This is a genomic window from Paenibacillus sp. JNUCC-31, assembly GCF_014844075.1.
Classification (GTDB): domain Bacteria; phylum Bacillota; class Bacilli; order Paenibacillales; family Paenibacillaceae; genus Paenibacillus.
In genome coordinates this window covers 6,106,011-6,118,900 of sequence record NZ_CP062165.1, presented here as the reverse complement: position 1 = coordinate 6,118,900, position 12,890 = coordinate 6,106,011, and the positions used below count along the sequence as shown (strand labels likewise).

Sequence of the window (12,890 nt, the reverse complement as noted above, 5' to 3'; positions counted from 1 at the left end):
TCCTGAACCTCCTTACAAAAAAAAGAGCAAAAAGCAGTCCGGCCGATAAATTCCGCCAGGCGGACCCGCGGGCTGCTCTTTGCTCTTCGTTTGTCTATGCGCCTTACGGTAAAGCTCAGGCTTCCGGAAGTTTCAGTCGATCCAGTGCTGCGGATGCAGCCTGTTGTTCGGCTTCCTTTTTGGAACGTCCTGTACCTCTGCCAAGCCGTTCTTGACCCATATGGACCTCGGAGACAAACTCCCGTTCATGGGCAGGGCCCCGTTCCTCAACGATACGGTATTCCAGCGCTCCCATATTGTGGTGCTGAGTGAGTTCCTGCAATTCCGTTTTGAAATCGCTCATTTGCAACTTGCTGCCCAGAACGATCAACGGAAATACATGCTGATCCAGAAATGCCCGGACAGGCGCCAATCCCTGATCCAGATATAATGCACCGATGAAAGATTCAAACACGTCCGCCAGAAGAGCTGGCCTTGTTCGTCCTCCCGTCAGTTCCTCACCTTTACCAAGAAGTACATACTGTCCAAAACCCAATGCTTCAGCAAATTTGACGAGGGAAGGCTCACAGACAATGGATGCCCGCAGCTTAGTTAATTCACCTTCCGGGCGATTAGGATACAAATGATACAAGTATTCCGATACAGTCAGTTCCAGCACCGCATCGCCCAAAAACTCCAGGCGTTCGTTATCCTGATGCTGACTGAATCGGTGTTCGTTTACATATGAAGCATGGGTAAACGCTTGTTTTAAAAGCTGCCTGTTGTCAAATTTGATTTGAAGTTTGTGTTGTAACTGCTTCAGATCTTCACTCAAACGAACTAGCCCCTTATGCTTCAAATTTTTTGAGAATAATGGTGGCATTGTGACCGCCGAACCCAAATGAATTGGACATGGCAATATTAACTTTAGTTTGACGCGGAACGTTTGGAACATAATCCAAATCACATTCCGGGTCCTGATTTTCCAGGTTGATTGTTGGAGCAAGCGTCTGATGGGTCAGCGACAATCCGCAGATTACGGCTTCCACGCCACCCGCAGCACCAAGCATATGACCTGTCATGGATTTGGTTGAACTCACCGCAAGCTTGTACGCATGATCGCCAAACGCTTTTTTGATCGCAAGCGTTTCGGATCTGTCACCTACAGGTGTTGATGTTCCGTGTGCATTGATATAATCCACTTCTTCTGGTTCGATACCAGCATTACGCAGAGCCATCTTCATGCAACGAGCTGCTCCGTCCGGATCAGGCTCTGTCATGTGATGTGCATCGCCAGTGAGACCGTAACCAATGACTTCACCATAAATACGGGCACCACGTTTTTGAGCATGTTCAAGGGATTCAAGGATCAGAACTCCCGCGCCTTCGCCCATAACAAACCCGTCACGTTCTGTATCAAAAGGACGGCTCGACTTAGCCGGATCATCATTACGTGTAGACATGGCACGCATTGCACAGAACCCAGCCAGACCAGTTGGTCTGATGGTCGCTTCTGCACCACCACAGATCATCGCGTCCGCATCTCCGTTTGCAATCAGCTTGAAGGAGTCTCCAATGGAGTGTGTTCCTGTAGCACATGCGGTTACCACGTTGATATTAGGTCCTTTCGCCCCAAGAGAAATCGACATTTGGCCAGAAGCCATGTTGGAGATCATCATCGGAATGAAAAATGGGCTTACGCGTTTAGGACCCTTTTGCAACAAGGCATTATGTTGGTCTTCCCAAGTACCCAATCCACCGATACCCGATCCGATCGACACACCGAAACGCTCTGCATCAATGTTCTCGTCAATTTTCAGACCACTGTCTTCAACGGCTTTGAAGCCAGCTGCTACAGCAAATTGAACAAAACGGTCCATTTTACGTGCATCTTTGCGATCCATATACTCTTCGGGGTTGAAATCCTTGATCTCGGCTGCAATTTGAGTGGTGTATTCACTTACATCAAACGCCTCAATCTGAGAGATTCCGGACTTGCCTGCCATTAAACTGCCCCAGAACGTTTCCAAATCTTTTCCGAGCGATGTCATTACGCCCATTCCGGTAATTACAACTCTTTGTTTCAAACCGACTCACCTCTATATCGACTGCATTACGCAAGTATTTTGTGGGAATATCCGCAAGCAGACGTCTAGCCAAGCATGATCCGAAGATCCGTTGACCGGTACCCGCTTGCGGAATGAGAAAAACCAATGAATGATGAGAAGTCCCGCCTGTTCGAAAACAGGTGCGGGACTGAATTGACTTTAGGTATGAGATTGTATGTAGTTTACAACTTCACCTACGGTCGTGATTTTTTCTGCATCTTCATCAGAGATTTCCAAATCGAATTCATCTTCCAATTCCATGACCAATTCCACTACATCCAAAGAATCAGCACCCAAATCTTCTTTGAAAGATGCTTCAAGTGTAACTTCAGCTTCGTCTGCGCCCAAGCGGTCGACGACGATGCGTTTTACACGCTCCAATACATCGGACATCCGGTTCACCTCCTCCTTGGTATTATACGAGAATCGCAGGCAAAATGCCATAGAAGACATATGCGGCTCCCGGCCGGGGAACCCGGCCTTTTTCCGGCATTTCGGATCGTCCAGCGCCTGTTCCCCGACTATTGTTCAAGTCCGGGAAGAAATTACATGTACATGCCACCATCAACATGCAGTGTCTGCCCTGTCATATAAGATGAAGCTTCTGAAGCCAGGAACGAGACAACACCGGCAATTTCATCCGGCTGGCCCAGACGGGACAACGGAATACCACTCAGCATGCCATCTACCAACTCCTGAGACAACTCCTTGGTCATATCGGTCTCAATAAATCCCGGTGCAACGCAGTTGACTGTGATGCCGCGGGAAGCTAGCTCACGTGCAGACGCCTTCGTCAAACCAATGACCCCTGCTTTGGCAGCAACATAGTTGGCTTGTCCAGCATTTCCGAGTACGCCCACAACCGAGGAAATATTGATAATTCTTCCTGACCGTTGCTTCATCATCGGACGTGTAACCGCCTTAAGGCAGTTAAACACCCCTTTGAGATTGGTTTCAATCACCTGATCGAATTCCTCTTCTTTCATACGCATGATCAGGTTATCACGGGTAATCCCTGCATTGTTGACAAGGATATCCACATTGCCCCACGCTTCAATCGTGGCTTTGACCATTTGTTCAGCTTCGTCCATCAGGCCTACATTCGCTTGAATCGTAATCGCTTCAACACCTTTGGCACGAATCGCTTCTGCTACTTCCTCAGCTGCCGCTTGACTGCCTGCATAGTTCACAGCCACATTGGCGCCAGCCTCGGCCAAAGCCAGTGCAATACTGCGCCCAATGCCACGGGATGCGCCAGTAACGAGCGCGTTCTTACCTTGCAGTGGTTTAGACATAATCATTCCTCCTTTCCCCAAATCTATATCAGTTCAACCAAAGAATGTTTACACTTGCCACTCCGATGACAGAATAAACTTCCGATCGCTGTTATCCCCAGATTTTTTGATTCCCTTTTCTAAAGGGAAAATCCGGTGATAAAGGCGAACGCTCCGCTTCTTCAGTTTTTTTCTGTCCTCTCCGTTCTCGTGTAAAAAGTTTAGTTTAACTCATATAACTCCTTCTAATTCACTTGCCGTTGCTTCGAGCGTCTCAAGACTGTTTACATTGTATAGTTTAACGGTTTTATCTGTTTTTTTAATCAAACCGGTCAATACACTGCCAGATCCAATCTCAATAAATGTATCCACACCTTGCTCAATAAGCCATGTCACACTGTCTTCCCATAAAACCGGAGAATAGACCTGTGCCGTCAACAAATCTTGAAGCTTACCATCCTCCACTGGTCTGGCAGTCACATTCGCGACTACAGGGACCGTACCGGATGAGAACGAAACAGTTTTCAGTTTCTCGGCCAGCTTCTCGGCTGCGTCCTTCATTAAGGAAGAATGGAACGGACCGCTCACTTCAAGTGTAATGGCACGCTTGCCGCCTGCTTCTTTGACCCGTTCAGCGACAGCAGCTACCCCTTCCTTCACACCGGAAATTACGATTTGTCCCGGGCAGTTTATATTCGCAAGTTCAACGACATGGCCACTTTCAGATACGTCCCGGCAAAGCACCCCCAGCGCTTCCCGATCCGCACCCAGAACAGCAGCCATCGCACCCTGTCCACCAGGCACAGCCTGTTCCATATATTGACCACGTGCCCGTACAAGGCTTACCGCATCCGCAAACGATAGAACGTCCGCCGCGACCAGTGCACTGTATTCACCGAGACTATGTCCGGCCGTATAATCAGGCTGAATTCCTTTTTCTTTAAAAGCCTCAAGCAATGCAATACTTGCTGTCAGCAGAGCCGGTTGTGTATTCGATGTCTGTTTCAACTCGGTCTCTGGTCCCTCAAAAACAAGATTACTCAGCGAGAAACCCAGCGTTTCATCGGCTGTGCGAAAAATCTCTGTTGCCGCAGGCACAGACTCATACGCATCCTTGGCCATGCCCACAGCCTGTGATCCCTGTCCGGGAAATACAAATGCTATTTTCCCCATCCCATTCATCTCTCCCAGCTGTCTAGTTTACCACACGAGTACCGATGCGCCCCACGTCAATCCGCCGCCGAAACCAACCATAAGCACGGTATCTCCGGCTTTCATACGGCCTTCTTCAGCAGCTTCTACCAGAGCAAGCGGAATGGAAGCCGCGGATGTGTTGGCGTATTTATCCACGTTGACTACAACTTTCTCTTCAGGAAGTTCGAGTCGCTGCATTGCAGATTGGATAATCCGGATATTGGCTTGGTGAGGAACAAACAGATCCACGTCCGTACGTTCCAGACCTGCCTTGCGAAGCACTTCAATTGTCGCTGTACCCATCACCCGTACCGCAAATTTAAACACTTCACGGCCATTCATGTAAATGTAATGCTTTTTATTCTCAACCGTCTCTGCGGATGCAGGCAGACGGGAACCTCCGCCTTCCATTTGAAGCAGGCTGCCACCTGCCCCCTCGGCTCCAAGATCGAACGACTTGAATCCACGTCCTTCCGGCACCTCTCCAACAACGACCGCCCCTGCGCCATCGCCAAACAGTACACAGGTGTTACGATCCGTATAGTCCGTAATGCGAGACAAACAATCCGCACCAATAACAAGCGCATTGTTGTACATACCGCTTTGGATGAAACTCGTTGCTGTGGCCAGACCGTATACAAATCCGGAGCAGGCAGCAGACAAGTCAAATGCCGCAGCGCCCTTGGCACCAAGCTTATCTTGCAATATACAAGCTGTAGAAGGGAATGAAGAATCCGGTGTGATGGTTGCTACAATAATCAGATCGAGATCACTGCCAGTCATACCAGCTGATTCAAGTGCTTTGATCGCCGCCTCGTATGCCAGATCCGAAGTTGCCTGTTCCGGTGCAGCAATATGACGCTCCTTGATTCCTGTACGACTGACAATCCACTCATCATTCGTATCGACCATTTTCTCCAAATCGCTGTTTGTCAAAATTTTCTCAGGTACATATTTACCTGTACCGATAACCCCTACCGGGCGTAAATTATTCATGTCGTCACTCACTTCCCGCTAATTTCCTTAGATATGCTCTCCACCAGCTGGTTCTGTACTGCAATCCGTGCCTGGCGCACAGCGTTTTTGATGGCATTGCCATCAGCTGATCCATGACTCTTCACCACAAGTCTGCTCAAACCGAGGAGCGGTGCACCACCATGCTCTGTATAATCCAGTTTCCGTTTCAAACCGCGCAGCTCAGGCATGAGCACCGCGGCAGCCAGTTTACTTTTGAGCGATGATGAGAATTGTTCCTTAAGCAGAGCAAAAATGGCCCCTGCTGTGCCCTCGAGCGATTTCAGCAATATATTACCGGCAAATCCATCACATACAAGCACATCACACGCGCCTGTAAGTACGTCACGGGCCTCTACGTTACCTACAAAACGAATCGGAAGCTGCTCCAGCAAAGGATATGCATGTTTGGTCAACTCATTCCCCTTACCCGGCTCCGTTCCCACATTAAGCAGGCCGACTCTCGGCGATGCAATTCCCTGCACTTTTTGCCGATATAAGCTACCCATCAGACCATACTGTGCAAGGTGTTCCGGTTTCGCATCCATATTCGCGCCGAGATCAAGTGCCAGTACACCCACATCATCGATCGTCGGAATCATGGGCGCAAGTGCCGGGCGCTCAATGCCTTCCATACGACCTACCACAAGCAACCCGGCTGTCATCAGCGCTCCGGTATTGCCCGCAGAGATCATGGCATCTGCTTCGCCTTCCTTCAGCATCCGACCCGCAACCACCATGGAGGCATCCTTCTTGCGACGGACCGCCTTCACCGGTTCATCATCCGAACCGATCACTTCGGAAGCATGCCGAATAGTCAGATTAGCAGGTTTGGCACCTGACTGACTCAGAAGAGGTTCCAGCTTGGCTTCATCGCCGACCAGGACGATCTGTGTATCCGCCCATTCCGTAGCCGCGGCGATCGCACCTTCTACTGTTGCCACAGGTGCGTTATCGCCTCCCATGGCATCAATGACGATTTTCATCCCAAATGACCTCCTTCTACGCTGTCTTCTCCACCTGAACGGTAGATTACAAAGTTGCCTTGAAACACCATTTCTTCACCCACATACGTGAAAACTTCCACTTTTGCTTTGCCTTTTTGACCGGAGATCGATCTCACATAAGCCTTCGCAATACATTTCTCTGCCAAATGAACCGAACGAACAAAACGAATGTCTGCGGAAGCAGTCAAAGCAATCTCGTCATTGATAACGGCTACAGCTAGCGAGTTGGCTTGTGCAAAAACATAATGTCCCCGAGCGATGCCTGTTCTCGAAAATACGTGTTCTTCCTTAATCTCAAACAAGGAAATCCCGCTCTTGTCCAGCTGTAAGTCTACAATATCACCGATAATCTCATGTAGGGGCAAGGAGCGCACCTGATCGTAGGAACGCTCCGCCATCAGTTTCATCCGCTCCCGCAGCTCGGGAATCCCAAGTTCAAGCCTGTCGAGACGGATCGTCTGAATACTCACCTTTAACTGGCGTGTAAGTTCCTGGTCCGTCACAAACGGGTTGTCTTCGATCATTTTGGTTAACTGCTGCTGCCTCTGCCTCTTCGGTACACGTTCGATGCCTGACACCCCCCGCTGTATCGTTTACGGAACCGCCCATCCGGTCAGTTCAACATTCTTCTTCGTTGCTTCTATAACTGCATCCCTGTTCCTATGCAGGGTCGTTCTCACACGGATTATGGTTCATGTATATGTAACGTCAAATCTTAGAACCTGGTACTAAACTATAGTATATCTCATCCCGTGTCAAAAAGAAAGGCTGGCCGAGCAAAAACAATCCCGTTTCGTAAAGCCTAGCTTCAACGTACTTAACATATCCGATCGCAAGACGGATGAACATTAAAAATCTTCTGCCGGGATTTCTCAAAGAAGAGACAACGAGCAACTTGCGAACACTTTTCAACTCTATAATCCAAAAAAAGTAGCACCTCATCGAAATGAAGTGCTACTTGATGTCTAGCTATTATTGAGAGATGATCTCTCTTGCTTTGTACGTTCCGCACACTTTGCACACGTGGTGACTAAGCTTCAGTTCGCCACATTGTTCACATTTCACCATGCCCGGTACAGCCAATTTAAAGTGAGTGCGACGTTTGTCGCGACGCGTCTTGGACGTTCTCCGTTGAGGTACTGCCATTATTCCCACCTCCTTATCAAAATCAACCTTTGCAGGTAGTTGTTACGTTCGATTTTCACTCATGCTCATTTAAAAAAATCCTTGAGCCCTGCAAGCCGCGGATCGATAACTTGGTTATCACAACCGCAGTCACCTTCGTTCAGCTCATGGCCACACTTGGGGCATAACCCTTTGCATGTATCGCTGCATAGCGGTATAAACGGAAGATTCAGCAGAAAAGCTTCCTCGGCATAAACCTTCAGATCAACGCTCTCTCCATCCACATAGAAAGTATCATCGTCTTCGGGCAATTCCTCTGGCTGTTTCCCCTGCTTGAATTGCTCATGAAAATCAATATGAAAATGTTCATTAATTGGCTTGAGACACCGGGAGCACAACATGTCCACTCCGGCTGTCAGTTTGCCATGAACATCCACAACGTCGCCCTCTCTGTACTCTGCAGATAAATCCGCAGACAGCGGGGTAACGGCTGTGATATCCTGTCGGTTAGAAACCAGTTCCTTGATATCCCACTGTTCCTTGAACTGTAGGGGGCGGTCACTGGTAGCCACTTTGCGAAATGGCATTAACATTTTCCATCACTCCAAACGAAACCAATTTCATAATTCAAGTCAAACGCATTACGACAGTTATACAGATCAAGCTTGACTGTGACTCATCATATTCCTGACTGTATGTATTCTGACGTTTCATCGCAAAAAGTATTATGAAATTGACTTAACAAACAAAAATCATTATACCGATTTTTCAAGACGTTTGTCAACACTTTTAACTTTACACCCTTTTTTAAAAATGATGATCCGGAGCCGAACACGATCTCTGGTCCATTATAGGCTTATGAGCGGATAAACTACAAGTCATGCATTTTTTCGCAAGCCCGGTCACAATTCGTTAATGATTTGTGTGATCTATATCACACGTACTCCCATATGCCCTATCTATACTTGCTATAAAACGACGCACGATAAGCTTCTACCACGATTTATCCAACTACACCATTTACGATCAGGAGGGAATATCCATGTTAAGTCAAAACACGATTAAAGTAATCAAATCAACGGTACCCGTACTTGAAGTCCACGGCGAAGCCATCACACGCCATTTTTATGAAACGATGTTCGAACATCATACGGAGCTCCTGAATATTTTTAATCACGCAAACCAGAAACAGGGACGGCAACAAGCCGCCTTAGCCAACATGGTATACACTGCCGCCCAGCATATCGATAATCTGGGCTCTATCCTGCCTGCCGTTAGACAAGTTGCACATAAACATCGGAGCCTCGGCATTGTTCCTGAGCAATATGCAATTGTTGGCACTTATCTGCTTCAAGCCATCAAAGATGTACTTGGAGATGCAGCCACCGATGAAATAATAACGGCTTGGAGTGAAGCCTACAATGTGATCGCGGATGCCTTTATCGGCATCGAACAGGAAATGTATACGGAGTCAGAGCACCAGCGTGGAGGCTGGAAAGGATTCCGTTCCTTCAAGGTTGCGAAGAAAGTGAAGGAGAGCGAATGCATCACTTCCTTTTATTTCGTTCCGGAGGATGGTTTACCCATTGCCAGCTATGAACCAGGACATTACATCAGTATCAGACTGCACCCAGAGGGGCATGCTTTTACCCAGATTCGTCAGTATAGCCTTTCGGATGCCCCAGGTAAACCTTATTACCGTATTTCCGTTAAACGTGAATGTGCTGTGATGGAGCGTCCTGACGGGGTCATCTCCACGTATCTCCACGAACACATTACTGAGGGTAGCGTTGTGGAGCTATCCGCCCCTGCTGGCGACTTTGTCCTGAATTTGGAAGACCAGCGCCCTGTCGTGCTCCTTAGTGGAGGTGTCGGACTTACCCCCATGATCAGCATGTTGAACACCCTTGTTAACCTTGAAGATAAACGGAGTATCACATTTTTACATGCAACTTCAAATGGAAGAACCCATGCATTCCGTGAACATGTGAACATGCTGGCAGAGAGCCACGAAGGGATTCAGGCTTACTATTGTTATACACAGCCTACTGCCTATGACCGTGAGAATGCGTATTTTCACAAGGACGGTTATATGGATGCAGACTGGCTTCGCCAGATGGTCGGGGAACAGGATGCCACCTATTATCTGTGCGGACCGGTTTCATTCATGCGAGCAGTTTATACAGCACTCCTAGCCATTGGCGTAGCACCCGACGACATGCATTATGAGTTCTTTGGACCGAAAACAAGTCTGGCCCCTTCGCCGGAGAATGTGTAAGCACCCAGTGTATAATAAGGCAATATATATTCTTTTAGTTGGGTAAGCACCTCTCCTAAATCAGCTGTAAAATGATTTCAATTATAATCTCTCATTGCCTCGAAGGCGCGTTCTAACATCTTAGATGTAAGATTCGCGTCTTTTTCTCTTGTCTTCATGGCAACATGAATTGATCAAATGCTAGCACATCCCCTATGATGGAACTGAGTACGTTATTTAAAATGTTACAAGACGCGTTTTACATTAAAATGATAACCCAGCCTCAGCCTGCTTCATTTAGCCTATATATTTTACATGCTATACATAACAATCCCCCTTATGCTCGAAAGGAGTGCGCTCTAATATGAAAGTCGTTGGCGTCATCGTTGAATATAATCCATTACACAACGGGCATGTCTACCATTTGAGTGAAGCCAGACGACTCAGCGGCGCTGACACTGTTGTGGCTGTAATGAGCGGCCCTTTTCTCCAGCGTGGCGAACCCGCCATTGTGGGCAAAAGGGCCCGCACCGAGATGGCGCTGCACGCCGGCGCCGATCTGGTGCTTGAATTACCGGTTGCCTATGCTGTACAACCGGCCGAGTGGTTCGCCTTTGGTGCGGTGTCACTGCTGCACCACACCGGCGTTGTGGACTCGCTCTGCTTCGGCAGCGAGTCCGGCGACCTGGACAGCCTGCAGCGCATTGCGCGCGTGCTGGCTGTGGAGCCCGCAGGGCTGCGCGAGGATATCGCGCGCCGCCTGCGGGAAGGCGCCAGCTACCCCGCCGCGTACGCAGGAGCGGCGGCAGCGCTGGCGCCTGGCGGCGTCGATGCAGGCGACGCCGCTGCACTGCTGGGGCAGCCCAACAATTCGCTTGGGCTGCACTACCTGATCGCGCTGGAACGACTCGGCAGCGCGATCCAGCCTTTTACGGCGGCGCGTACCGGTGCCGCGTATCATGAGGCGACGCCCGGGCCGGGGGCGATCGCCAGTGCAACTGCCGTCCGCCGCCTGCTGATGGCGGACGGGCCCGAAGCCGCCGCACCATACGTGCCGGCGGCAACCCTTGCCATTCTGCAGCGCGAATGGCAGGAAAGGCGCGCTCCCGTGCACTGGGAGCGCTTTGCTCAGCCGCTGCTCCACATCGCGGCCACCCGCCGTGCCTCCGAGCTGGCGCAGATCGCCGAGGTCACGGAAGGGCTCGAACATCGGCTGACCCGCACGCTCGCTCAGCTCCCTGACCCTTCAGTCGAGGCACTGCTGAGCGCGCTTAAGACCAGACGGTATACACGCACGAAGCTGCAGCGTATGCTCGCTCACTTGCTGCTGAACCATACCAAGGCGGAGTGTTCACCCGAGAAACTTGGCGAAGGGCCTGGATATCTCCGGGTACTTGGGTTTAATGCACAGGGACAGGGCATCTTGAAACATATGAAAAAGACGGCTGCTCTGCCTGTCCTGCTGAAACCATCGACCTTTGTCCATAACCAGCTGGAGCTGGACGTGCAAGCTCAGGCAGCATATGCACTTGCCTGTGAGCACACCGATACACGATTGATGTATAGTGACTACTATGAGCCACCTGTGCGACTCTAGGTCTTCATTCAGTCATATCCATAACTGAATGAACCACCAAACGACGTTGTTTGAAGCGGTATGCATTAACATTAGACCATATAACCCAAATCCCCCTATTGCAATTAGGCATAATCGCAATAGGGGGATTTCACATCATTCTCTTACTTTTTATAGGGTCGTCCTGCACTCTCTCATACGTCCCTTTTTTAGGGAGAATAATCATTTTATGATTTGACAGATAAGGTTTTTAGATAAGCCAGCGCATCATCCACCGTACTGACAGGAATAAGTTTCATTTTAGTCCCGATCTGCTCAGCCTTTGCCTCGGCTTCCTTATAATTGTCCTTTGGCACAAAGAAAAACTCCGCTTCTTTTCGGTCTGCTGCGACAATCTTGTGTACAACGCCACCGATCGCACCAACCACCCCTTCTTTGGTAATGGTGCCTGTGCCAGCAATCCGGTGACCTTTCGTCAGATCTCCAGGGGTCAGCTGGTTATAAATCTCCAATGTGAACATCAGTCCGGCTGATGGACCACCTACCTGAGTATCCGTGAAGGATATCTGTTTATTCGGATCATCTGCTTTGACCTTCTGAACCGCTCCGATCATGACACCCAACGCCGGACGAGTTTCACCTGTTTTGCTGTCTTTCACTTCAATGAGTTGAACGTCCCGGCTGATGGTTTCTCCGCCTCGCTCCAATTGCATCTCAACCGTATCTCCGACCTTTTTGTTCTTTAACTGCTCAGAGAGCACTGTATTGTCCGGGGTTGCAGTTCCGTCTACACCCAAAATAATATCTCCGGGCTCAATATCTCCCTTGGGTTTTGGATCATCAGACAACCCAAATACAAAAATATGCTCAGGAACAATGGAGTATTTCACTCCCGCCTGCTCATAAGCTGCCTCCATTGCCGAGGATTGCGAATCACTCATGAACCAGACCTGTTCGGCAGAATATTCCGCTTCGCTTTTGCCGCGCAGCCGATCTTCTTTTTTATCCACTTGGGCATTTCGATTAAACAAGGAAGTTCCTAGCAAAAACACATTGGCATATGTTGCCGACACTGTCGTCATCATAAATACGCCACGTTCTTCCTTATCGCCATCCTTAACGGTGACCATGGGTTTTACTTCGTCGGCGCTGCCAGGCATATAAATAATATATGGCGTTGGCATATACACCGCAACATAGACGACCAGAGCCAGCACGATCACAAAGATCGAAGCTCTGAATCCGCCTGATTTCCGAATCCGATTCATTGCATGAGCCCCCGTTCTTTGTGTATCTTTCCATTATTATAAGTCTAACACTCCTCTGCTCCCGCATACAATGGTACAGGCCGGATAG

General features: G+C 49.2%; 13 protein-coding genes. 2 read left to right on the top strand and 11 right to left on the bottom strand.

What is annotated here, in order from left to right:
* Positions 1 to 115 precede the first annotated feature (115 nt).
* The 10 genes from rnc to JNUCC31_RS26880 all read right to left on the bottom strand — a co-directional run bounded on the left by rnc (position 116) and on the right by JNUCC31_RS26880 (position 8,294).
* Positions 116 to 814, bottom strand: a complete 699-nt coding sequence (rnc, locus tag JNUCC31_RS26925; RefSeq protein WP_192266239.1) for a ribonuclease III — start codon at positions 812 to 814, stop codon at positions 116 to 118.
* Between the two features lie 13 nt (positions 815 to 827).
* Entirely contained in the window at positions 828 to 2,066 is a 1,239-nt protein-coding gene (gene fabF / locus JNUCC31_RS26920) for a beta-ketoacyl-ACP synthase II (protein ID WP_024630177.1), read from the bottom strand.
* Between the two features lie 180 nt (positions 2,067 to 2,246).
* Entirely contained in the window at positions 2,247 to 2,480 is a 234-nt protein-coding gene (gene acpP, locus JNUCC31_RS26915; protein WP_024630176.1) for an acyl carrier protein, read from the bottom strand.
* Positions 2,481 to 2,632: 152 nt separating this feature from the next.
* Positions 2,633 to 3,382 (bottom strand): 3-oxoacyl-[acyl-carrier-protein] reductase, encoded by a 750-nt coding sequence (gene fabG / locus JNUCC31_RS26910; protein ID WP_192266238.1) that lies wholly within the window; start codon positions 3,380 to 3,382, stop codon positions 2,633 to 2,635.
* Between the two features lie 210 nt (positions 3,383 to 3,592).
* Positions 3,593 to 4,534 (bottom strand): ACP S-malonyltransferase, encoded by a 942-nt coding sequence (fabD, locus tag JNUCC31_RS26905; protein WP_192266237.1) that lies wholly within the window; start codon positions 4,532 to 4,534, stop codon positions 3,593 to 3,595.
* A gap of 27 nt (positions 4,535 to 4,561) precedes the next feature.
* Entirely contained in the window at positions 4,562 to 5,551 is a 990-nt protein-coding gene (locus JNUCC31_RS26900) for a beta-ketoacyl-ACP synthase III (protein ID WP_192266236.1), read from the bottom strand.
* Between the two features lie 8 nt (positions 5,552 to 5,559).
* Positions 5,560 to 6,555 carry a phosphate acyltransferase PlsX gene (gene plsX / locus JNUCC31_RS26895; protein WP_192266235.1) on the bottom strand — a complete coding sequence of 332 codons (996 nt, stop codon included), beginning with the start codon at positions 6,553 to 6,555 and terminating at the stop codon, positions 5,560 to 5,562.
* Positions 6,552 to 7,100, bottom strand: coding sequence for a transcription factor FapR (gene fapR, locus JNUCC31_RS26890; protein WP_267132530.1), 549 nt, complete (start codon positions 7,098 to 7,100; stop codon positions 6,552 to 6,554). The genes plsX and fapR overlap by 4 nt, the downstream gene beginning before the upstream one ends.
* A 448-nt stretch (positions 7,101 to 7,548) precedes the next feature.
* Entirely contained in the window at positions 7,549 to 7,722 is a 174-nt protein-coding gene (gene rpmF, locus JNUCC31_RS26885; protein ID WP_017689233.1) for a 50S ribosomal protein L32, read from the bottom strand.
* A 65-nt stretch (positions 7,723 to 7,787) separates the two neighbouring features.
* A complete protein-coding gene (locus JNUCC31_RS26880; RefSeq protein WP_192266234.1) occupies positions 7,788 to 8,294 on the bottom strand; it encodes a YceD family protein in 507 nt (168 codons plus the stop codon).
* Between the two features lie 449 nt (positions 8,295 to 8,743).
* Between JNUCC31_RS26880 and hmpA the strand changes: the two genes are divergently transcribed.
* Both hmpA and JNUCC31_RS26870 read left to right on the top strand, forming a co-directional pair.
* On the top strand, positions 8,744 to 9,979 hold the full coding sequence (gene hmpA / locus JNUCC31_RS26875; protein ID WP_192266232.1) for an NO-inducible flavohemoprotein: 1,236 nt from the start codon (positions 8,744 to 8,746) through the stop codon (positions 9,977 to 9,979).
* Positions 9,980 to 10,322: 343 nt separating this feature from the next.
* Positions 10,323 to 11,555, top strand: coding sequence for a nucleotidyltransferase (locus JNUCC31_RS26870; protein WP_192266230.1), 1,233 nt, complete (start codon positions 10,323 to 10,325; stop codon positions 11,553 to 11,555).
* A gap of 206 nt (positions 11,556 to 11,761) precedes the next feature.
* Here JNUCC31_RS26870 and JNUCC31_RS26865 read toward each other — a convergent pair whose 3' ends face one another.
* The gene (locus JNUCC31_RS26865; RefSeq protein WP_192266228.1) at positions 11,762 to 12,802 is read right to left on the bottom strand and encodes a SepM family pheromone-processing serine protease; all 1,041 of its coding nucleotides are present in this window, start codon (positions 12,800 to 12,802) and stop codon (positions 11,762 to 11,764) included.
* Positions 12,803 to 12,890: the final 88 nt, after the last annotated feature.

Coding starts and splice junctions, on each gene's coding strand:
- rpmF (WP_017689233.1), bottom strand. CDS start 7,722: ATGGCAGTACCTCAACGGAGAACGTCCAAGACGCGTCGCGACAAACGT.
- JNUCC31_RS26900 (WP_192266236.1), bottom strand. CDS start 5,551: ATGAATAATTTACGCCCGGTAGGGGTTATCGGTACAGGTAAATATGTA.
- fabG (WP_192266238.1), bottom strand. CDS start 3,382: ATGTCTAAACCACTGCAAGGTAAGAACGCGCTCGTTACTGGCGCATCC.
- hmpA (WP_192266232.1), top strand. CDS start 8,744: ATGTTAAGTCAAAACACGATTAAAGTAATCAAATCAACGGTACCCGTA.
- acpP (WP_024630176.1), bottom strand. CDS start 2,480: ATGTCCGATGTATTGGAGCGTGTAAAACGCATCGTCGTCGACCGCTTG.
- JNUCC31_RS26865 (WP_192266228.1), bottom strand. CDS start 12,802: ATGAATCGGATTCGGAAATCAGGCGGATTCAGAGCTTCGATCTTTGTG.
- plsX (WP_192266235.1), bottom strand. CDS start 6,555: ATGAAAATCGTCATTGATGCCATGGGAGGCGATAACGCACCTGTGGCA.
- fabD (WP_192266237.1), bottom strand. CDS start 4,534: ATGGGGAAAATAGCATTTGTATTTCCCGGACAGGGATCACAGGCTGTG.
- JNUCC31_RS26870 (WP_192266230.1), top strand. CDS start 10,323: ATGAAAGTCGTTGGCGTCATCGTTGAATATAATCCATTACACAACGGG.
- fapR (WP_267132530.1), bottom strand. CDS start 7,100: ATGATCGAAGACAACCCGTTTGTGACGGACCAGGAACTTACACGCCAG.
- JNUCC31_RS26880 (WP_192266234.1), bottom strand. CDS start 8,294: ATGTTAATGCCATTTCGCAAAGTGGCTACCAGTGACCGCCCCCTACAG.